Origin of the sequence: Algoriphagus sp. NF (assembly GCF_028823735.1) — a bacterium.
GTDB classification, from domain to species: domain Bacteria; phylum Bacteroidota; class Bacteroidia; order Cytophagales; family Cyclobacteriaceae; genus Algoriphagus; species Algoriphagus marincola.
The window spans coordinates 53,626-75,311 of sequence record NZ_JAPEIB010000005.1; the positions used below are offsets into that span (position 1 = coordinate 53,626).

14 protein-coding genes are annotated in these 21,686 nt (G+C 43.8%); 7 read left to right on the plus strand and 7 right to left on the minus strand.

Features of this window, described 5'->3' with window-relative positions; all coding sequences use genetic code 11:
• Positions 1–32: 32 nt before the first annotated feature.
• From OU792_RS03495 to OU792_RS03505, 3 genes are read right to left on the minus strand one after another with little or no spacing between them, the layout of a single operon-like run.
• Positions 33–2,600 (minus strand): calcium-translocating P-type ATPase, PMCA-type, encoded by a 2,568-nt coding sequence (locus tag OU792_RS03495; RefSeq protein ID WP_274669490.1) that lies wholly within the window; start codon positions 2,598–2,600, stop codon positions 33–35.
• 50 nt (positions 2,601–2,650) lie between these two features.
• Positions 2,651–5,062: a TonB-dependent receptor gene (locus OU792_RS03500; RefSeq protein WP_274669491.1), complete on the minus strand. Its 2,412-nt coding sequence runs from the start codon at positions 5,060–5,062 to the stop codon at positions 2,651–2,653.
• Between the two features lie 52 nt (positions 5,063–5,114).
• On the minus strand, positions 5,115–5,639 hold the full coding sequence (locus tag OU792_RS03505) for a hypothetical protein (RefSeq protein ID WP_274669492.1): 525 nt from the start codon (positions 5,637–5,639) through the stop codon (positions 5,115–5,117).
• A 500-nt stretch (positions 5,640–6,139) separates the two neighbouring features.
• Here OU792_RS03505 and OU792_RS03510 point away from each other — a divergent pair, with 500 nt between their 5' ends.
• The 3 genes from OU792_RS03510 to OU792_RS03520 are packed head-to-tail and all read left to right on the plus strand — an operon-like array spanning position 6,140 to position 10,552.
• Positions 6,140–8,692, plus strand: coding sequence for a DUF7133 domain-containing protein (locus OU792_RS03510; RefSeq protein WP_274669493.1), 2,553 nt, complete (start codon positions 6,140–6,142; stop codon positions 8,690–8,692).
• Positions 8,689–9,753, plus strand: a complete 1,065-nt coding sequence (locus OU792_RS03515) for a sugar phosphate isomerase/epimerase family protein (RefSeq protein ID WP_342453724.1) — start codon at positions 8,689–8,691, stop codon at positions 9,751–9,753. Before OU792_RS03510 ends, OU792_RS03515 begins: the two co-directional genes overlap by 4 nt.
• Positions 9,754–9,763: 10 nt before the next feature.
• Positions 9,764–10,552 carry an SDR family NAD(P)-dependent oxidoreductase gene (locus OU792_RS03520; protein WP_274669494.1) on the plus strand — a complete coding sequence of 263 codons (789 nt, stop codon included), beginning with the start codon at positions 9,764–9,766 and terminating at the stop codon, positions 10,550–10,552.
• Between the two features lie 3 nt (positions 10,553–10,555).
• On the opposite strand, the gene OU792_RS03525 is transcribed toward OU792_RS03520, so the two are convergent.
• The 3 genes from OU792_RS03525 to purL form a co-directional block, all read right to left on the minus strand.
• The gene (locus tag OU792_RS03525; protein WP_274669495.1) at positions 10,556–11,887 is read right to left on the minus strand and encodes a GntP family permease; all 1,332 of its coding nucleotides are present in this window, start codon (positions 11,885–11,887) and stop codon (positions 10,556–10,558) included.
• A gap of 257 nt (positions 11,888–12,144) precedes the next feature.
• Complete coding sequence (locus OU792_RS03530) at positions 12,145–13,842, minus strand: amidohydrolase (protein ID WP_274669496.1); 1,698 nt, start codon at positions 13,840–13,842, stop codon at positions 12,145–12,147.
• 293 nt (positions 13,843–14,135) lie between these two features.
• Positions 14,136–17,813 (minus strand): phosphoribosylformylglycinamidine synthase, encoded by a 3,678-nt coding sequence (gene purL / locus OU792_RS03535; RefSeq protein WP_274669527.1) that lies wholly within the window; start codon positions 17,811–17,813, stop codon positions 14,136–14,138.
• Positions 17,814–17,949: 136 nt separating this feature from the next.
• Here purL and OU792_RS03540 point away from each other — a divergent pair, with 136 nt between their 5' ends.
• Positions 17,950–18,366: a VOC family protein gene (locus OU792_RS03540; RefSeq protein ID WP_222584845.1), complete on the plus strand. Its 417-nt coding sequence runs from the start codon at positions 17,950–17,952 to the stop codon at positions 18,364–18,366.
• Positions 18,367–18,371: 5 nt separating this feature from the next.
• Positions 18,372–18,653, plus strand: a complete 282-nt coding sequence (locus OU792_RS03545; RefSeq protein WP_222584846.1) for a GNAT family N-acetyltransferase — start codon at positions 18,372–18,374, stop codon at positions 18,651–18,653.
• On the opposite strand, the gene OU792_RS03550 is transcribed toward OU792_RS03545, so the two are convergent.
• On the minus strand, positions 18,650–18,904 hold the full coding sequence (locus tag OU792_RS03550) for a hypothetical protein (protein WP_222584847.1): 255 nt from the start codon (positions 18,902–18,904) through the stop codon (positions 18,650–18,652). The genes OU792_RS03545 and OU792_RS03550 overlap by 4 nt on opposite strands.
• Before the next feature lie 152 nt (positions 18,905–19,056).
• Here OU792_RS03550 and OU792_RS03555 point away from each other — a divergent pair, with 152 nt between their 5' ends.
• Entirely contained in the window at positions 19,057–20,574 is a 1,518-nt protein-coding gene (locus tag OU792_RS03555; RefSeq protein WP_274669497.1) for a S10 family peptidase, read from the plus strand.
• A 16-nt stretch (positions 20,575–20,590) separates the two neighbouring features.
• The gene (locus tag OU792_RS03560; RefSeq protein ID WP_274669498.1) at positions 20,591–21,685 is read left to right on the plus strand and encodes a serine hydrolase domain-containing protein; all 1,095 of its coding nucleotides are present in this window, start codon (positions 20,591–20,593) and stop codon (positions 21,683–21,685) included.
• Position 21,686 lies beyond the last annotated feature (1 nt).

Genomic DNA, 21,686 nt, shown 5'->3' on the forward strand with positions numbered 1-21,686 from the left:
TTTTTCCAAAATGCTTAGCTATGCAAGTATATTCAGCTGTTCCTTCGCCATTTTTTCACCAATTTCTCCATTTCCACAGCATGAAAAACAACCAAACCCATCCCTCCGCAAATCAGTAGCTCGGGTAGATTCAACGCTTCTGTATGAAAAAGTTTATTGAAAACGGGCACATAAATGACCAATATCTGTAAAGCAATCATTCCTAAAACGGCGAGAATCAAAGGCAGATTGCTGAAGAGTCCTTGCTTAAATAGAAAATCCCGGTCGCTTCTCACGGCCATCACATGTCCCAATTGGGAAAAGGCCAAGACAGAAAAAACCATAGTCTGCCAATGCCATTCATTTCGGATCGCCCAATATTGGGTGAAAAGCGTCACTGCAGCCATCAAGGTACCAACCCAAAGGATGTGAATCCCTACACCATCAGCAAAAAGACTCTGCTTTGGTGGTCGTGGAGGCCGTTTCATGATATTGCTTTCGGCTTTTTCCTTTGCCAATGCCAATGCCGGGATGCCATCAGTAACCAAATTGATCCACAGAATATGAATGGGAAGAAGGGGGATCGGCATACCCAAAAATGGAGCAAGCGTAATCGTCAAAATCTCTGCCCCATTACAGGTCATGATGTACTTGATGAACTTCCGGATATTGTCAAAAATTCTTCTGCCTTCCCGGATTGCTCGCACGATGGTAGCAAAGTTATCATCCAACAGAATCATGTGAGCGGCTTCTTTGCTCACGTCTGTACCGGTAATTCCCATCGCCACTCCAATCGTACTTGCCCGAAGGGACGGGGCGTCGTTCACCCCATCTCCTGTCATGGCTACAAATTGTCCTTTACTTTGAAGGGTTTTGACGATTCGTAATTTTTGGTCGGGAGAAACCCGAGCATAAACACTGATTTTTTCGATTTGCTTTTCAAAATCTTCATCTGAAAGCTCACGCAATTCCGAGCCGCTGATGGATAGTCTGCCTTCCTCCAAAATACCAACTTGCTCAGCAATGGTTTTGGCAGTTTCGGGATGATCTCCAGTGATCATGACAGGTTGAATACCCGCTGTTTTACATTCCTGAATAGCTTCTTTCACCTCCTCGCGTGGAGGGTCTATCATGCCCGCCAAACCCCAAAAAGACAGGTCTTTTTCCAAATTCTCCCATTCTTCTTCTGCCGGAAGGGAGGGGATGAGTTTTCCTGCAAAAGCCAAGACCCGCTCTCCCTCAGAAGCCCATTGGTCGGACATTTTTATAATTTCTTCTGAAGAAATATCCTTTTCAAGTACGTCAAGGATAGTCTCAGTAGCCCCTTTACAAATGACTAAAACATGGTCCTCAAATTGATGGAAAGTACTCATCCGCTTTCGTTCCGAATCAAAAGGGATCTCTCCGACTCGGGGATATTTTTCTTGAATTTGCTCGTACTCCTTTTGCCCCAAATCTTCTACGATATGCTCTACCAATGCCAATTCAGTCGCTTCGCCCATGAAATCCCCTTCCTCGTTGGACTGAATGTCATGATTGAGCGCCATGGCCAATTGAAGGGGTACATTTCCTTCCGGTAAGGAGTCTTGGGAGGCCTCTTTCCGGACGACCTTCATTTGGTTTTTGGTCAGGGTGCCGGTTTTATCTGTGCAAATGAAGGTGATGGACCCCAAGCTTTCCACGGCAGGTAGTTTGCGTATCAAAGTTTCTTTTTTTGCAAGTCGGGCTGCGCCCAAAGATAGCGCAATGGTGATCAAAGCGGGTAATGCTTCTGGAATGGCCGCCACGGCTAGACTCACGCTGACCAGCATCAGAGGGATAGGATCTTCTCCTCTCAGAATACCCATTCCAAAAATCACCAGACAAATCAAAAGGATAAAAAGTGAAATGGTTTTGCCGAATTTCTCCATTCGGATTTGAAGAGGAGTGTTCGGCCTTTTTTCCTGAAGTAAATCGGCGATTTTCCCCAGTTGGGTATTCATTCCGGTTGCTAAAATGATTCCCATTCCCCGCCCATTGGTTTGTAGGGTACCTTTAAAAAGGTGTGTAGGAGAATCGATTTCAGCAGATGGGGTGATGGATTTACTAGCCTCTTTTTCCACAGGGACAGATTCTCCAGTCAAGGAGGATTCATCGACTTTAATGGCATTCTCTTCCAATAATTGAATATCTGCCGGGATCATATTCCCCGCCTCACAGAGTACTAAATCGCCCGGCACCAAATCCCGGGAGGGTAAGACTTGGTTTTTTCCTCCCCGAATGACTTGCGACTGGACCTCACTCATTTTTTTGAGGGATTCCATAGCTTTTTCGGCACGATACTCTTGTACGAAGCCCATGATGGCATTCAAAACAACGATAACCAAAATGATAATCGTGTCAGACCACTCTCCTGCAATACCTGAGAATATTGCAGCGATGACCAAAATGGTAATCATAAAGTCTTTGAATTGGTCTAGAAAAAGTTGAAAGGTGGATTTCTTCTTTTTTTCTTTCAGTTGATTAGGCCCGAATTGCCCCAGCCGTTTAGCCGCTTCTTCCTGGCTAAGACCATTTTTCAGGTAGGCTTGTATTTCTTCAGGGGACTTGGGATAGTCTATCATAAAAGTCTGGGTGTTCACTGATTAAATTAAAAAAAAGTCTGAGGAAAACCCCAGACTTTAATCAATACTTAGAAATTACCCCTCAGAGAGAGAACCCAATTACGACCAGGTCCCGAGATTCCGGAACTGTAAGGTCGGTAGCGCTGATCCGTGATATTTTCCAATCCAATATTTAGAAATAGAAAATCAGTCAAAGGATAGGAAAACTTTAGATTCAGCGTGTACCAAGCTGGAGAGTAGTTGTTCCCATTTTCGTCCTTGGCATAGATTTCATCTTTTCGCTGCTCTTCAAAGGCCAGATTCTCAAAGCTACGCTCACCTTGATAGTCCACATAGAGTTGAGCGCGAAGCTTTTTCGCCTGATAGTCTATTCGGCTCACTCCAAAAAAAGGTGCTGCATGTCTAGAGGCGCTGATGCTTCCATCATCCAGCTCTTCTTCCCCTTCTTGGAAATTCATGTCCGTAAGGAAAGTAAAGCGGCTACTCAATTTGATCTGCATGCCCAACTGTAAACCGTAAACTCGAGCTTGGGCGGCATTTTGGATAGCTTGTACTTGGCTCAGTTCTCCCGAATAGAAAATACTGTCCTGACCATTCAGTTGGAAGTTTCTACGTACCAAGGCATTATCAAGCAGCGTGTAGAAGCCAGTCAGGTCAAACTTCAATGTTTCATTGATCACTTTGGCAATAGAAATATCCCAGTTGTAGGCGTACTCCGGATTTAAATTTGGGTTGGGGACGGTGACAGCCCCGGGTTCCGAATCAAATACCTTTCCGATGTCATCCACATTTGGAGAGCGGAATGCGGTTCCTAAATTGGTGCTGAGGATCCAGGATTCAGCCGGATTCCAAATGATTCCCACACTTCCTGTCAGGTTACCATTTTTTAGACTTGCCTCTTCAAATGGAAAAGGGAAAAAGCGGGTATCAAATTGACTCTCGATTCCGAAATGACTGTATCGAAGGCCTGTTTGAAGAGTCGCTTTTTCATGGATTTTTGACTCCCAATTGAGATAGGCTCCAAAAGAGGTCCAGGTGGAATTGGGATAACGGGAAGGTCCATCTTCCTGAATTTCTGAATCGATGTTTGTCGTAAAACCCGAAGAGTTTACATTATTTAAAACCCACTCCAAACCATAGAATAGGTAATTCTGGGGATTTAAGTTTTTAGTAAAATCTAAATTGGCCGAGTAGGCATTGACCTCTTCGATTTGTGTGTTTCGAATCGGGTTGTTCAAGTCCCGGTCGATTCGGCTTTCCTCGAAATTCTGCAAAGCCATACTAAGGTTCACTCGGTCATAGAAACTGTTGGACTGAAAATTGGAAACTTTCAGGTGATTCATCATCCATTTCTGCGGGCCATAATTCCATTCAGCATAGCGGGGAAGTCCATTTCGGACACGATTGTGCCGGTCATAGCGCCCATAGCTAGAGGTAGCCGAATAATGAAAACCATACTGAAACTCCCAATGATCATTTGGGCGGAAACGCACCTTTTGCATCAAGTTTCGTTGATTGTAGCCTGATGGAATCTGCACCAAAGCAGGGTCCTCGATTGGGATTACCACATCTTCTCCGTCTATTCGCTCGACATAGTTACGCTTTAGGTAATCGTCAGGACCATTACTTCCCTGCCTCAAATCATCAAAGTCCCAGGAAGTAAAACTGGTGGCAATGGCCCATTTTTTCCAGCCGATTTGCACCGATGCATGTCCCGTATTTTCTTGATTAGCCGACGAATATCGGCCAAGCAAGGTGCCAGATACTACAGGTTTTTCGTTGACAGAAAATGATGGATTCAATGTTTGGAAACTCATCACTCCTCCGATAGCATCACTCCCATAGATGACAGAAGCAGGGCCGAAAAGGACCTCCGTGCTGCTAATGGCAAAAGGGTCAAGGTTGATGACGTTTTGGATATTTCCTCCTCGGAAAATTGCCGTATTCATCCGCACTCCGTCCACCGAGTAGAGAAGTCTATTGGTGGCAAACCCTCTGATCATCGGGCTTCCTCCCCCTTGTTGGCTTTTTTGTACATAGACTTTGCCAGAAATCCCAAGCAAATCAGCTGCTGTTTGAGGGTTTTGAAATTCCACTTCAGCCTTTGGGATAGGGGTGATTTTTTGAGGGATGTTCCGACTGTCTTGGGTCCATTTATTGGCCGAGATGATTACCTCTCCCAAATTCAGATTGTTTTTCTCCAAGTAGAAAACCAGATCATCACTCGAAGCCAATTCTGATTTTCGGATCATCAGGGTGCTATACCCAAAACTGCTTATTTGTAAGGTATTAGATGCCGCGAAAGAACTCAGGTCTGCCTGTCCTTTTTTATTGGCAAAAACCACTCTGCCCGTGGCAGGATCACTGACTGCCGCAGTACTTACTGGTTCTTCATTGGCCTTGTCCAAAATGATGATCGTCTGACTTCTCATTTCAAAAATCAAGGCACAACAAATCACCCAGGTCATAAAATATTTCATTTCTATTCTGGATTAATTGATACAAATGCTGACGATAAGCAGCAATGCTAAATCATCGGAATAGAATAGGAGGAGGGGTGACTGGAAGGGTATTAAGATTATTCCAGGATGCTTCGATTTGGACTGAGTCTAAAGGCTCCGGAGATAATTTCAAGAAGCTTGTTAGTGGGATTTCCTGAAAGAAAAAAGTGAGGTGAAAAGAACTTTTTGATTGAGCTCTTTCATGGTTTTCATGTTCAAAATCCTCGTATTCGCGCTCTTTTTCTTTCAATTCGCTTTCTTCCTCATCATGCCAAACCAGGTATTCGACTTGTTCGCCTTTGTCGTGAATTTCCAGCACGTCATACATCTGACCTTGGTACTCAAATTCCCGATCATGCTCCCATTTCAAAACTTGAGAGATTTCGCTTTTTGAAAAAATTAGTGTCTGAACGCGTTCTTTATTTTCGCTTTGGGTATATCGCTCCGAGAAATTTTCCCTCAACTCCCAAAAGCGCAATTCGAACGCAGCCATTCCCATACTCATCGGCCCGGCAATGCTCACACAAAGAAATATGGCGATCAGAAGTTGTTTCATGGATTTGTGAATGGAATTTACGTCCAATTTTCAGGATTTCTGAATCTCTTTTGAAAATAGGAGGCTTCCTTTGATTGGAGGTTTATTTAGGATTTGAAAATTGGAAGTACTTTTCCGCCGTGGTAAATTGACGTCATAGCATCTGTTCACTAAGCAAATTCGTTTCCGTCTTACTGGCACCCTATTTCTACTTCCTATTCGAGATCAAGGGGCAGTGCTGGGGAATGATGTTGTTCTTTTACTTAGGGTTGGCAACCCCCGGCTAATATATTTCGTGCCTTCAGGACTCTTTCTTCTGTATCTTTTTAATTCTTCATTCGATCCTTTGCCACTTTGCTTCTTTGCGGGAGTAAACTCTCCTGTACTTTATTTGAGTCCTTTCTTTTTCAAAAGCTCATAATTCAAACCGCTCACCAAATACTCGTTTGGTAATCAGGGAAATATATTTCATTTTAGAAAGGAGGTTTATTGACCTTATCGCCCAAAATAATCTACATGCCATGAATAGGCTCTCTTGGAAAGTCTTTTTTTGCTCCATTTCAATTCTTGCTGCCTGCAAGGAGCCGAAGCCAATGCCTGAGACTCCGGATAGCCCTGCACGAGCTGCCGAGGAAGAAATTCTCACTTTTCAAATTGATCCTGGACTGGAAGTTCAATTGGTTGCTTCCGAACCCTTGGTAGAAAGTCCCGTGATCATTCAATTTGATGAACGAGGGAGGCTTTGGGTTGTGGAGATGCGCGGATATATGAATGATATCGACGGCTCTGAAGAGGGCCAACCCGTCGGATCCATTGCTATTTTAGAAGATACAGATGGTGATGGCAAAATGGATCATCGAATTGTTTATTTGGACGGCTTGATCATGCCTCGTGCCTTAGGGCTTTTTGAAAATGGGGCTTTGGTCGCCGAAAATAATGCGCTTTGGGTTACCGAAGACTTGGACGGAGATTGGATAGCTGATAAAAAGACTTTATTGGATTCCACCTATGCTGCCAATGGAATTCCCGAACATTCAGATAATGGTTTTGTCAGAAATCTAGACAACTGGTACTACAGCGCCAAATCCAGGCTTCGATATCGACTACAGGATGGAGAATGGATTCGTGATAGTACCGAGTTTAGGGGGCAATGGGGAATCACCCAAGATGATCAGGGTCGCTTGATCTATAATTATAATTGGTCTCAGCTTCATGGTGATCTGGTTCCGCCAAATACTTTCAGCAGAAACAAGAATCATCAAGCGAATACAGGAATCGATCATGGCCTGACCATTGATCGCCGTGTCTATCCCATCCGAAGTAATTTGGCTGTAAATCGGGGCTATATTCCCGGCACATTGGACTCTACCGGCCGTTTACTTGAATTTACTTCGGCAAGTGCACCGACCGTTTACCGAGCAAGCCTTTTGCCCCAGGAGTATCATGGTAATATGTTTGTGATGGAGAATGCCGGGAATCTTGTAAAGCGCAATGTCATTCGAGAGGAGGGCGTAAAACTATCCGCTGAGGATCCTAATCCCGGAAGGGAATTTATGGCCTCAACGGATGAACGTTTTCGGCCTGTTTATGGGACTTTAGGTCCTGACGGGGGATTGTATATCGCCGATATGTATCAGGGAATCGTGCAGCATGGGTCTTACATGACAGACTATCTCCGAGAGCAGACCTTGCTTCGCAATCTTGATCAGCCGGGCCATATGGGGAGAATTTGGCGCATAGTTCCGAAGGGTCATTCCAATTTTGAAAGTGTTAATCTGACTGATCTTTCCGATGAAGATTTAATTTTCACCTTGGATCATGCAGATGGCTGGTATCGAGATATGTCTCAACGCCTCTTGATAGAGAGAGGAGGGTTGAGTTTAGTCAATTTGATTGAGGAGTTTATTCGTGAAAAGTCCAAAACTGATCTTGGAAGAATTCATGCCTTGTGGACCTTGGAAGGATTGGGTGCAGTAGATCCTGATTTCCTACTTCAATCCTTCGGCAATTCGAGTAATGAAGTGCAAAGGCATATTTTGAGAATTTTAGAAAAAGCCGCTGAAAAAGATGAAATAGTCGCAAGGGAACTTGGTAAGAGTCTGATTGCGATATCACCAGTTCAAGATGAAAGTCTAGCATTGCAGGCTGCCCTAACCGCTTCCGTGCTACAAAATCCGGTGAAGTTTGATTTACTGAAGTCGATCTTGGAGGATTTTGGTTCTGAGGCACTTTTTCGGGATGCGGTCATGAGCAGCTTAGAAGGGGATGAGTTTGAGTTTTTGACTTATCTGGAAAAGGAGAATTTTCTTGAAGTCCAATCTGAAGCGAAAGCCATATTTTTAGAGACGCTCGCTTTGGCTGTAGTACAAGGTTCAGATCCGGATGAGACTGCTTCTCTTTTGAATTTTATTGCTTCCAAATCAACTCACTGGTCTTCTGAGGCAGTATTATCAGCGCTAGCCATCCAAGGCTCAAAAGCAGAAAATCAAGGTAAATTTTGGCTAGACCGGGAGCCGGAATTATTTCAATTTACGGAACAAAATCAGCAGCTTACTCGGGCAAAGAATCTTTTTCGTTGGGAGGGGTTTTCGCCTGAAATGGAGTCTAATAATGTTTTGACATTGGATGCGCAATCTCAAGTGCTTTTTGCTGATGGTAGGCAAAAGTATCTGACTTCTTGCGCAGGGTGCCATGCGAGTAATGGAGGAGGTGTCAATCGAATGGGGCCGCCTTTGGTAGGTTCTGAATGGGTGACTGGAGATGAGCGAAGGCTAGCTTTGATTTTATTGCATGGAATCGAAGGTCCGATCTCTGTCAATGGGAAAGAATATGATGTACCGGAAATTCTCCCTGTCATGCCTTCCCATTCCACCATGGATGATGGAAGCATTGCGGCTATTTTGACCTACATTAGAAATGAGTGGGGGAATCAAGCCGGACCAATCAGCCCAAGACTCGTGGGAGGTACGCGCCATACATCGCAAGGGAGAGTTTACCCTTGGTCAGCTGACGAACTGAACGCTCATATCTCCAAACTCAATCAAGAAAAGACAAAACCCAATCCCAAGCCATGATGAAAAGACGCCAATTCCTTCAAACCAGCAGTTTGGCAGCACTTTCCTTTTCTATGCCTTTTCCCAGAATTCCTGATTTTTTGAAAGAGTATTCGATGGGAATAGTCATCCATTCCTATGGAATGCGCTATGGAGGTAGGGTGAAAAGCGAGGATTTCCCTCCTTTTGAAAATGCTTTGGATTTGATGCGGCACTGTCATCAAATCGGTGCCGGGGGAGTTCAGACTACCGTGGGAGCTTGGGGATTTGACTTTAGTAAAACGGTAAGAGAAGAGCGGGAGAAGTTGGGCTTGTACTTGGAAGGAAGTATTAGTTTACCGAAAGAAAAGACGGATCTAGATCGATTTGAACAGGAAATTAAGGATGCTAAAAATGCGGGAGCCACAGTGCTCAGAACAGTTTGCTTAAATGGTCGTCGCTATGAGAACTTTGAATCCAATGATCAATTTAAGGACTTTAAGAAAAAGGCATTGATTTCTTTGCAGTTGGCCGAAGCAATAGTCAAAAAGCATCAGGTGAAATTGGCAGTGGAAAACCATAAGGACTGGACTTCGGAGGAACTTGTCGAAATTTTAAAAAACTTAAGTTCTGAGTGGGTGGGTGCTACGGTTGATTTTGGAAATAATGTTTCCCTTTTGGAAAACCCCAATCAAGTGATTGAAAATTTAGCGCCATTTGCTTTTTCTACCCATGTGAAAGATATGGGTGTTCAGGAATATGAGGAAGGATTTCTACTTTCGGAGGTGCCTTTGGGAGAAGGGATTGTAGATTTGAAAAAAGGAATGGATCTCTGCAGGAAATTCAATCCGGATATTCAGTTTTCACTGGAAATGATCACCCGGGACCCTTTGAAAATTCCTTGCCTAACAGATAAGTATTGGGAGACTTTTGAAAGTGTTTCAGGTTCCGAGCTGTCTAGGCATTTATCCTTTGTCCGCAAAGAAAGCTATTCGGGCTCTTTACCTCAGGTTTCTGGCCTTTCAGACCAACAAAAATTACAAGTGGAGGAAGAAAACGTTCAAAAATGCTTAAACTACTCCAAATCAAACCTTTTAACCTAATTCCAATCAAATGACAGATTTCAACAAACTTCCAGGAATAGAACTTTTTACTCAAAAAGGCAATGCGGCCATCATTACTGGAGGCTCCAAAGGGTTGGGTTTTGCCATGGCTGCAGGCTTGGCATCAGCGGGATCAGATGTGATGCTTGTCAGCCGTAATCAAGCCGAATGCGACGAAGCTGCTTTGGAACTTTCCAATCAATATGGGGTCAAAGCCATTGGTTTTGCTGCAGATGTCACCAAGGCAAAAGCGATGGAATCTATGGCCCAAAAAGCCTTGGATACGTTTGGACGAATTGATACACTCATCAATTCAGCTGGGATAAATATTCGGGGAGGGATTGATGAGCTTTCGGAGGAGGATTTTAAGAAAGTCATGGATATCAATGTGAATGGGACCTGGTTGGCCTCGAAGGCGGTTATTCCTTCTATGAAAGAAAAGAAAAAAGGAGCAATTATTAATTTGGCGAGCACACTGGGTGTGGTCGGCTTGGCCAATCGTACTCCCTACACCGCAAGTAAGGGGGCGGTTGTTAATATGACCCGAGCTTTAGCTTTGGAGCTTGCTCCATGGAATATCACCGTAAATGCCATTTGTCCCGGGCCTTTTCTGACTGAAATGAATGAGCCGATTGCTAATACCGAGGAGGGAAAGAAATTTATCGTCGGAGCCACAGCGCTGGGAAGATGGGGTGAGCTGAAGGAGATTCAGGGAGCGGCACTCTTTTTGGCTTCCGATGCCGCGACATACATGGTAGGTTCCTTGATCACCGTAGATGGAGGCTGGACGGCGCGGTAATTTTTATCCAACAAATAAACTAATCAGGTATATAATCACAATGGCCGAAATCCCCATTATCAGGGTACCTAGGCTGTGAGATTGATTTCCCTGCTTCACGGTCATGCCAGAGAGCTGAGTGACTACCCAAAATCCGCTGTCATTGGCATGGGAAATGGCAATGGCTCCTGCACCGACCGAGAGGGCAGTCAGTACTTTCATCGTTTCTGTATCTAGACCCAGTGGTCCCATCAAAGGAGCAATGATGGAAGCTGTCGTAATCATCGCGACTGTAGTAGAACCTTGAGCTGTCTTAAGCGCAAAAGCGATCAGAAAAGGCAGGAAAATACCCCAATTGGCATCTTTCATCCCTTCGCTGACCAAAGTGCCTATGCCCGAATTTTGAAGCATTTTCCCAAATACACCTCCGGCACCTGTGATGAAAATAACCGGGGCAGCAATAAAGAGTGCCTTGCCGACCCAACCACTTGCCGACAGCATTTTTTTATCGAGTTTTTTGGGTAGGGTAAAGGAAAGCAGCGCACCGATCAGCAAAGCAATGACCGGTGAGCCGATAAATTTGATCACTCCTAATAATTGTCCCTCTCCAAAAGGCTTGGTGGGATAATTGGCTATGGAAGCCATAATGATCAACAACAGGGGAATGATGATCGGGAGAAATGACTTGATTGCTGAAGGATAATCATTTCGAGAGACGGCTTCTTGATCTGTTTCGATAGTTGCTTCAAGTGGAATTCGCGAAACGAATTTGTTGACAAAAATATAGCCCGGAATGAGAGTCAATAGCGATACGATTACACCCCAGAAAATCATCTGTCCCAAGTCCGCATTAAGTATCCCGGCGGTGGCTATAGGGCCAGGTGTGGGAGGGACAAGCGAATGACTACACATGGCACCTAGCGAAAGGGCAATCATGGTTCCTGCGTAAGAACGGTTACTTTTTACTGCCAAGGATTTGGCAATGGGGTTCATCATGATAATTGTAGAGTCCCCAAAAACCGGGATAGAAAGAACATATCCTCCCAGCATCATGGTGAGGTTCACTGATTTTTTACCGATCCAGCTTAGAATTTTTTCTGCTATGACTAAAGCTCCTCCCGTTTTTTCTAAAAAAGTACCCAAAATTACTCCCAAAAGAATTAGCAATCCGACAGAACCCAAAACACCGCCAAAGCCTTCAGAGATAGATTGAATAATCAAGTCAAAAGACATTCCAGACAGCAAGCCGTAGAGTAATGCAGCAGCAAAAAGCACTAGGAAGGGGTGAATGTCATATTTGACGATGGCTATTAAAATGAAAGCAAGTACAAAAAGAACAGATAGAATTAATACCATGTGAGGCTTGTTTTGGGCTGATGAATACTAAAAAAGCCTAAAAAACCGAAAAATAAAAGGTATTTGATGTAGGCACCCAAATATACTTTTGAAAGTATCTACAGAAGAATAGGTTTTCTATAAAAAAAGTACCCTCTCATGTGCTTTTGAGAGGGTTGGGTGGCACAGCTTCTGCTCAGTTGTGTGTCGTATTTAGTTTTCAGGGAATAATCTAAATCTATGGGATGGTCTAGGCAACGGGTGGATTCTAATCAAAGCTATTCCCTTGAAAAAACAGTCTCCCCTTCCTTGATCGTCTCCAATACTTGAATATCCTTGATTTCATCCGCGGCAACTTTTAGTGGATTCTTATCCAAAATGACCAAATCTGCCAATTTCCCTTGGGTCAGGCTGCCTTTTTCATCTTCTTCAAAATGCTGATAGGCAGACCAAATCGTAATGGCCTGAAGCGCTTCATAAGGAGTTAGTCTTTCGCCCTCTCCAATGATGGCCCCAGATCGAGAGGTTCTGTTGACAGCTGTCCACAAAACACGCATTAAGTTGGGAAGTGCTACCGGAGCATCGGTATGAATGGTGATTTTTACGCCTTTGTTTAAGGCTGTTCGGACGGGACTGATTTTATTTCCAAGTTCATCTCCGATAATTTGCTTATGCCAATCCCCCCAATAGAAAGTGTGTAAGGGGAAAAGTGAAGCGACTACATCCAAAGCCTTTAAAGAATCCAACTGATCCTCGCGGATATATTGGCCGTGAATCAGCGTGTTTCTTCTATCGCCAATTCCATATTTATCAACATTTTGGCGAAGTGTCCGGATCAATTGATCAATCGCGGCATCTCCATTTGCATGTACTAAGATTTGCCAGTTGTTTTGGAAGCCTTTTTCCATGATAGATTGCACCGTTGCGTCATCGGGGATTGCGGGATAGCCAGCATAATCAGCTCCCATTCCATCAGGAGGAAGTAGGTAGGGTTGTGTACGCCATGCAGTTCGGCCCTGTGGAGATCCATCCAGGGTAATTTTCATTCCACCAATTCTGTAATGATTCGTGTAATTTTTGCTATTCCAGGTTGATCCCATGTATTGATCTGCAAAGGCATAATCAATGTAGCTGACTACATCTATTTTCAACTCTCCTTTTTCGGCATTTGCAGCCAATAGTTCGTGATTTTGCATGGCTCTGCCTTCTTGTGCAGTGGTATATCCGAATGAAAGAGCCATGTCCTGACCTGCCTGAAAAAACCGGTCTGCCCCTGCTTGATCCTTGGGCATGAGTGCTTTTAGCATGTATGGGATTGCAGCGAGTTCTTCAAGTACACCGTTCGGAGTCTTTCCGTCTGCTTCTCTTCGGATAATTCCACCTTCTGGATCAGGTGTTTTCTCATCGAAGCCCAAGACTTCGAGTCCTTTAGAATTGACTACAGCAAAATGCCCAGAGATATGCGTAATCATAATTGGGATTTCTGTACTGACTTGGTCTAGGTCATGTCTGGTTGGGAAACGCTTCTCTTCCAAAACGGAATCGTCAAAGCCTGTTCCAAAGATCCATCCTGTCAGAGCCAGGTTTTCCGGGGTATTCCATTCCTTCAGCAATTGGATCAGCGTAGGGATATCCTTACACGCAGCGTCTGGCGGGGCTAGCAACTGCGCTCCGACTGCCTGTAATCCAAAATTTCCAAAATGAGCATGCCCATCGATTAAACCCGGAAGTAGCGTTTTCCCTTCCAGATTGACCATTTTATGATTGGGGCCCGCTACTCGCATTGCTTCGTCCGAGCTCCCTACAAAATCAATTTTATCACCTTTGATGACCAAGGCTTCTACATATTGAGGCTGGTCGCCTTCCATGGTCAGAATATCTCCTCCGAAATAGACTACTGCAGGGATTTCTTCTTTCACTGTTTGGCAGGCTCCAAAAAGTAGAAGTAAACTGAGGGCTAGACTAAGATATTTCATCTGTTTATAAATTGATTTTTAGAGGTTAGATGGAATGCCCTACCCCGATGTATCGGGGCATCCCCCTGTGTGAGAATTAATTCTCATGGGCATTTCATGTGGAGGAACCGTTATTGTTTAATTATTAGAGATTTAAAATACAGTTTTTGACTAATATTTATAGCAGGTTTTTAGCAAAACATCTCGAAAAGAAACCTAAAAAAAGAATTTGATGACTTAATGGAGAAAATTTCATCCAGGTTATTATAAAAAAAACTCCTTTGATAAAAGTACCAAAGGAGTCTAAAGATTTATTATTGACTTTCACACCATTTACGGGCTGCTATAAAGGCATCTAGCCAAGGCGTGAAGTCATCGTGGCGCTGTTCTGGATAGTATGGCCAGTTCCATGGCTTCAAGCTTCGCTCAATATGAGGCATAATTGCTAAATGGCGACCATCTTTTGAAGAAATTCCAGCTACCGAATAATCCGATCCATTTGGATTTCCAGGATAGGCCTCATAGCTGTATTTCATGCCGACATGGTATTCATTTTCTGGTTCTGGTAGGGAAAATTTACCTTCACCATGCGCCACCCATACTCCCAAGCGCTGCCCACTCAAACCTTGAAGCATGACAGAATTATTTTCTGGAATCGTCACATTTACAAAAGCTGATTCAAATTTATGACTTTCATTATGAAGCATTTTGGCCTTGGAGCTGTTGGTTTTTCCTACCAAACCTAACTCGACCATCAGCTGACAGCCATTGCAGACTCCTAGTGAAAGCGTATCAGGCCTTGCATAGAAGTTGTCCAAGGCCAGTTTTGCTTTTTCATTATAAAGAAAGGCTCCAGCCCAACCCTTTGCAGAGCCTAAAACATCTGAATTGGAAAAGCCACCAACGAAGACAATCATCTGTACATCGCTGAGGTCTTCGCGACCGGTAATCAAGTCGGTCATGTGAATGTCCTTCACTTCAAAACCTGCCAGCCACAGCGAATAGGCCATCTCCCGGTCTCCATTGACTCCTTTTTCCCGGATGATTGCAGCTTTAGATTGACCTTTTTCTTTTCTGAAAGGATCAATTCCCGACTTTTCAAAGCTTCCAGTCCAATCTTTTCCAAATTGATAGCTGAGCTTTTGATTTTTGTAATTGTCGAAGCGGTCTTTAGCAAGCTTCTCTCCACTTTGCTTGCGATCAAGAAGGTAAGAAGAGCGGAACCATACATCCCGTAGTTCGGCTACATCTAGGTTCAAGCCGATTTCCGGTAAGGAAACAGCCGAATCCAATGTCACATCTGCAATAGAAATATAATCGATGTCATAATTATCCAAAATGGCTCTGACTTTCTCTACCTGCTCAATCTGAATCAAAACACCAGCATTCTCAGAGAAAAGAGCCTTGATAAGATCCTTTTCTTTCAATCTGTCCGTTTTGACTTTGAGACCGACCGAAGCACTAGGGAAGCACATTTCCAGAAGCGCTGTGATCAAACCTCCGGAGGAGATATCATGTCCTGCCAATACAAGCCCCTGCTCAATGAGCTTTTGAATAGCCATAAAAGCATGACTAAAATAGTAGCTGTCTTTTATATCAGGGCATTCAGTTCCCACTTTGTTAAGTGTCTGATAGAAGCTAGATCCTCCCAGCTTCGCCCGATCTTTTGAAAAATCAATGTAATAGACCTTCGAGCCTTGGTGTGGCTTTAGTGCAGCCTGAACTGTTTTGTTGATGTCAGAGCATTCGCCGACAGTAGAAATAATCACTGTACCCGGGGCGTAAACTACTTTACCGTCAGGATACTTCTGTGTCATGGAAAGCGAGTCCTTACCAGTCGGGATATTAATTCCCAGGTCTATTGCAAACTTAGAACAAGCCTCAACAGCTCGATACAAGCGATCGTTTTCTCCGGAATTCTTGGCAGGCCACATCCAGTTGGCGCTTAGTGAAACTCCCTGAAGTCCTCCTTCAATAGGAGCAAAAACCAAGTTGGTCAATGCTTCAGCGATAGCCAATCTGCTGCCTGCTTCAGCATCAGCCAATGCTGCCACCGGTGCATGTCCGATGGAGGTTGCGATTCCTTTGGTTCCATTAAAATCCAAAGCCATCACCGCCACATCGTTGAGAGGAAGTTGGATTTCCCCAACAGTCTGTTGAGTGGCTACTCGGCCAGTTACGGAACGGTCAACTTTATTGGTAAGCCAGTCTTTGCAAGCCACGGCTTCCAGTTGTAGCACTTCTCTGATATAGCCCAAAACCAACTCAGAATTATATTGGCCTTCCTGAAGATTTGGCTTTTGATGCTGATCCTCTAAAATAGTTTTCGGAGAAGATCCAAACATGTAAGCCAGATTCCAATCAACCGGTTTTTCACCGGTTTTTTGATTTTCAAACTTGAAGTGCATATCGCCAGTCGTCTCTCCCACGACATAGAAAGGAGCACGTTCTCTGGCCGAAAGTTGAGATAGTGTGGGAATATCTTTTTTAGAAACCACCAAGCCCATTCGTTCTTGGGACTCATTTCCGATGATCTCCTTAGAAGATAGGGTAGGGTCGCCTACTGGAAGTTGATCTATATGGATCGTTCCTCCAGTGGATTCGACTAGTTCTGATAGGCAGTTTAAGTGTCCTCCTGCTCCATGGTCATGGATGGAAATAATCGGGTTTTCCTCACTTTCAGCCATGGCACGGATGACATTTGCCACCCGTTTTTGCATCTCAGGATTCGATCGCTGTACTGCATTAAGCTCTAAAGAGCTGGAAACTTCACCCGTATTGAGGGAGGAAACTGCAGATCCACCCATTCCGATCCGGTAGTTGTCACCACCCATGACCACGATTTGATCTCCTGCTTTTGGTTCGTCTTTTTTCGCATAGTTGGCATTGGTAAAACCAATGCCACCAGCCAGCATGATGACCTTGTCAAAACCATAATGCTTATCGCCTTCCTCATGTTCAAAAGTCAAAAGTGAACCAGAGATCAGAGGCTGACCAAACTTATTACCAAAATCAGATGCACCATTTGACGCCTTGATTAAAATATCAATGGGCGTTTGATACAGCCAAGGTCTTTCAGGGAGATTTGTTTCCCAAGTTCTACCTTTCTCGGATCGAGGGTATGAAGTCATATAGACCGCCGTCCCTGCAAGTGGAATCGATGCAGTACCACCGGCCAGCCTGTCTCTGATTTCCCCTCCCGAACCTGTAGCAGCCCCGTTGAAAGGTTCTACAGTGGTTGGGAAGTTATGTGTTTCAGCTTTAAGCGAAATGACCGTGTCGATTTCTCTTGCCTCAAAAAAGTCTGCTTGATGTTGGGTTTTGGGGGCGAATTGATGCGCTTTGGGTCCTTGGATAAAAGCGACATTGTCTTTGTAAGCTGAGACGATACGATTAGGATGCTGTTTGGAGGTTTCCTTGATCAATTGGAAAAGTGTTTTAGGCTTTTCTTCTCCATCGATGATAAAAGTACCATTGAATATCTTATGTCGACAATGCTCAGAGTTCACTTGAGAAAATCCGAAAACCTCGGAGTCCGTCAGCGGTCTATCCAATTGTTTGGAAACATTTTCTAAGTAAGCTACTTCTTCCTCGCTCAGCGCCAACCCCTCTTTTTTATTGTATGCAGCGATATCGGTGATTGCCTGAATGGGTGCTGGCTCCAAATCAATTTCGAAAATATTCTGTGTCAGCCCTTCATAAGCCTTTTGAAGCATTGGGTCGATTTCTTCCCCATCTTTCAAAGGGAAAAATTCTTCTATTCGTTGGATGCCCAAAATGCCCATATTCACCGTGATCTCCACAGCATTGGTAGACCAAGGGGTGATCATTTCTTTTCTAGGACCGGCAAATTTTCCGGAAAGAGATTCTTGATTGATTTGGGTCGCTTCGCCGAAAAGCCATGTCAGTTTTTGGATGTCTTCCTGGGCGAAAGGTTGGGGAGTCTGTACTGCGTAGACTACTTTTTGGGGTGATTCGAAGAAGAAAATCATGTCCATTAGCTGGTAAGCTGCAAATGTAAGGAATTGAGAGAAGCTTTGGAAAATTCCCTTTTTAATCTTAGTGTAGAAATAAGAAGAAATACATCTCCGTGGTAGATGATTTGTATATTTTGAATAAAAAAACAGAATGAAAAAAGTAACCGGAATAGGAGGAGTTTTCTTCAAGGTAAAAGACCCTGATGCTACAAAGGCTTGGTATGCGAAGCATCTCGGGCTGCAGACGGATCGATATGGAACTGCTTTTGAATGGAGAAGCAGTGAAAATCCTGCTCAAAAAGGATTTACACAGTGGTCGCCCATGAATGAGGATACCCAATATTTTGAACCTTCTACTAAGGAATTCATGATAAATTACCGAGTTGAAAATCTCGAGGAACTTGTCAAAACATTGCGAGCTGAAGGGGTAAAAATTCTCGACGAAATCGAATCCTTTGAATACGGGAAGTTTGTCCATATTTTAGATCCTGATGGTCATGCTATTGAGCTTTGGGAGCCAAATGATGGTATTTACGATAGTTTAGTGAAGGGTAGAACTAAAAGTTAAAATAAATGGATATACAACATCAGTCCGACGGACGAAGAGGAAGTTTTTTTGTAGGCGAGGGCGCTCAGCGTCTTGCTGAAATGGTCTATGTCATGGCAGGGCCAAAAAAGATGATCATCGAACATACCGAAGTGGATGATAGCTTTCGAGGTCAGGGAGTAGGAGAGAAGCTATTGGAAAAGCTTGTCGAATTTGTTCGCAAAGAGGAAATTAAAGTGATCCCGCTTTGTCCTTTTGCGAAGGCGACTTTCAAGAAAAGGGAAGATTTAAGAGATGTGTTGAACTAGCCCAGAACAAATAGGTAACCCAAGAATAAAATGGCTGCAATTATAAAAGAGATCAATACGATTTTTCGAGTCCTTAGGTACCAATCCCTTCTACGATAGCGATGTGCAATCAAGTCATCTAGATCTTTTGGAACAGCATTTCCTCTTTTTGCAGATGAATAGGCATTTTGCTTATCGCGAAATTTCCCAAGCTTCTGATTTTCATCAAAAGACTGCTTTGCTGATCGACTAAAACCTGCCCCTCCGGTCATAGGTATTTAAATTTTAAGAAATTCTAGAAAATGATGACGTCACTCTATCAACTAGAATTTAATTTACAGCAAATTATTGTTTTTTACTACTAATCCATCCTGACAGATTGATTTTATATATCTTAAGGGTTTGATGATCAACTAATGTTAAAATGAAGAAGATATACAGCCTTTGTTTAGTTCTTTTATTTCTCTCGCTCACCCTTTCGGCACAGGAGACAAATTCTAATGCTGAAAAAAAGCAAGACCCTAAAGCAGAAGTTTTTGAATCCGATATTTCAGTCAACATTGACGGTAAGTCCATCGATCTCCGAGCTCATGCCGGTACGATGGAGCTCAAAGATGAAAACAACAAACCAATCGCACTTTTTGGATTTACGGCTTATTTCAAGAAAAATCCTGAGAAAAATAGACCGATTGTCTTTGCCTACAATGGAGGCCCGGGCTCTTCTTCCTATTGGCTTCACTTGGGTATCATGGGGCCCCGAAGAGTAGTGGTAGATGATCCTAATTACAATCCTGCAGCTCCTTATGAATTGGTAAATAATGAGTTTTCGATTTTGGATGTGGCAGATGTAGTAATGATGGACCCCGTGGGAACAGGTTTATCGGTTCCAATAGGAGAGGCTACAGGAAAGGATTTCTGGGGAGTGGATCAGGATATCCGAAGTGTCAGTTTATTTATCATGCAGTTTCTGAAGGAGCATGATCGACTCAATTCACCTAAATATATTTTGGGAGAAAGTTACGGTACTTTCCGAAACGCAGGAGTAATGAATTACCTATTGGGGAAAGGATACGCGCTCAATGGCGTGATCATGGTTTCAGCAGTTTTTGATTTGCGAACGCTCTTTTTCGCTCCCAATGAAGATGTCTCCTACATCGTCTATCTACCAACCATGGCAGCGACATCCTGGTATCACAATCGGGTAGCTGATAAGGGAGAAAGTTTACCTGAATTTGTGCAAGAAGTACGGGAATTCACCGAGAATGAATATGCCCCGGCGCTTTTCAAGGGAAATAGAATTTCAGCCTCAGAAAAATCTCAAATTGCCCAAAAACTTCAAGATATCACTGGGATAGCAGCAGGTACTTGGGAGCGAGCAGATTTGAAAATCACTGCATCAGAGTATTTCCAAGAGCTACTTCGCGACGAGGAGAACACCGTAGGTAGACTAGACTCCCGATACAAGGGAATCAATATCGATCCGATGTCCATGGATTCCTTCACAGATCCACAAAGTGACGCAATTTCCCCAGCCTATACCATGGCGTTTTTGGATTATTTCCATGGTCAGTTGGGCGTGAGTAAAGACTGGCTTTATGCAACTTCGGCTTATTCTAAGCCAGGGTTTAATTGGGATTGGAAGCATCAGGGAAATAACTTCTGGGGTGCAGATGCCGCTGTCACCACCCTTCCTGATATGGCGGAGGCACTTAGCAAGGATCCCAATGTGAAAGTTATGATCATGAACGGCTACTATGATTTGGCTACTGTTTTCTATGGAGTAGAGCATTCTATTTCGCATCTGGATTTGCCTCAGCAGGCGATAGATCGCATTATTATGACTTACTATGAAGCAGGTCATATGATGTACACGCACCTTCCTTCCGCGCAGGAGTTTAGAGATGATCTTAAGAGTTTTATTGAGGATACTCAGAGAAAATAATCCAGCTTAGATTCAAATGACCAAAAGTCTCACACTTTTAGCTACGATTTTTCTTAGCTTTTCATCTTCTGCTTTGCTTAGAGCTCAAGCTCTTTCAGAGTCTCAGCTTTATTTTCCCCCAAAGGTTGGTCTGACTTGGGAGCGGATGTCTTTCCCTGAAACTGGCTGGGATCATGCTGGAATGGGAGAGTTTTTATCTTGGCTGGAAAGCACCAATACTAGAGCTTTTCTCATCTTGAAAGATGGGAAACTCGTTGTCGAAGAATACCGCGGAAATCGCCTTACCGGAATGGGGCCTATGGATGAGAGTTCCCTTTGGTATTGGGCCTCTGCCGGCAAAACACTTACTGCGGCACTTCTTGGAATCGCCGAAGCGGAAGGGCTCCTAAAGCTAAAGGACCGCAGCCAAAAATACCTTGGGAAAGGATGGACTTCTTTAGAAAATAAGGAGGAGAAAAGAATCAGGATTGTTCATCAGCTTAGCATGACCACCGGGCTTGATGATACAGGTGACTTGAATAGTGTGACTCCTTCGGACCTCCGCTTTAGGGCAAAAGCCGGAACCCGATGGAGTTATCACAATGCTCCATATACTGTCCTCAAACAAGTGGTACAAAATGCAAGCGGCAGGTCCTTCCAAGATTATTTTCATGAAAAAATCAGAGATAGGATCGGGATGAATGGCCTTTGGCAAAATACCGGAGGAAATAATGTGTACTATTCAAGTCCTCGATCCATGGCACGCTTTGGCCTTTTGCTTCTAGCTAAAGGAAAATGGGAAGACGAACAGGTTCTAAATTCCGAATTTGTAGAGCAAATGATCAGTCCATCGCAAGACTTTAATCCAAGTTACGGATTATTGACCTGGCTAAATGGGCAAAGCTCTTACAGGTTGCCGGGCATAGAAAGAAATTTACCAGGTTCATTGGTGCCGGATGCACCTGAGGACATGTTTATGGCTTTGGGTAAAAATGGACAATTTTTGATGGTGATCCCTTCTCAAAATGTGGTCATCGTCCGAATGGGTGCAAGTTCGGATACTTCTCAGATACCTTTTTTATTGATGAATCAGATTTGGGAAAGACTCGGGCCAGTGATCAGTGGGAATTAAG

Excerpts from the sequence above, each read along its gene's own strand:
- OU792_RS03500 (WP_274669491.1), bottom strand. The coding sequence starts at position 5,062 with ATGAAATATTTTATGACCTGGGTGATTTGTTGTGCCTTGATTTTTGAA.
- OU792_RS03505 (WP_274669492.1), bottom strand. The coding sequence starts at position 5,639 with ATGAAACAACTTCTGATCGCCATATTTCTTTGTGTGAGCATTGCCGGG.
- OU792_RS03510 (WP_274669493.1), top strand. The coding sequence starts at position 6,140 with ATGAATAGGCTCTCTTGGAAAGTCTTTTTTTGCTCCATTTCAATTCTT.
- OU792_RS03515 (WP_342453724.1), top strand. The coding sequence starts at position 8,689 with ATGATGAAAAGACGCCAATTCCTTCAAACCAGCAGTTTGGCAGCACTT.
- OU792_RS03520 (WP_274669494.1), top strand. The coding sequence starts at position 9,764 with ATGACAGATTTCAACAAACTTCCAGGAATAGAACTTTTTACTCAAAAA.
- OU792_RS03525 (WP_274669495.1), bottom strand. The coding sequence starts at position 11,887 with ATGGTATTAATTCTATCTGTTCTTTTTGTACTTGCTTTCATTTTAATA.
- OU792_RS03530 (WP_274669496.1), bottom strand. The coding sequence starts at position 13,842 with ATGAAATATCTTAGTCTAGCCCTCAGTTTACTTCTACTTTTTGGAGCC.
- purL (WP_274669527.1), bottom strand. The coding sequence starts at position 17,813 with ATGATTTTCTTCTTCGAATCACCCCAAAAAGTAGTCTACGCAGTACAG.
- OU792_RS03540 (WP_222584845.1), top strand. The coding sequence starts at position 17,950 with ATGAAAAAAGTAACCGGAATAGGAGGAGTTTTCTTCAAGGTAAAAGAC.
- OU792_RS03545 (WP_222584846.1), top strand. The coding sequence starts at position 18,372 with ATGGATATACAACATCAGTCCGACGGACGAAGAGGAAGTTTTTTTGTA.
- OU792_RS03550 (WP_222584847.1), bottom strand. The coding sequence starts at position 18,904 with ATGACCGGAGGGGCAGGTTTTAGTCGATCAGCAAAGCAGTCTTTTGAT.
- OU792_RS03555 (WP_274669497.1), top strand. The coding sequence starts at position 19,057 with ATGAAGAAGATATACAGCCTTTGTTTAGTTCTTTTATTTCTCTCGCTC.
- OU792_RS03560 (WP_274669498.1), top strand. The coding sequence starts at position 20,591 with ATGACCAAAAGTCTCACACTTTTAGCTACGATTTTTCTTAGCTTTTCA.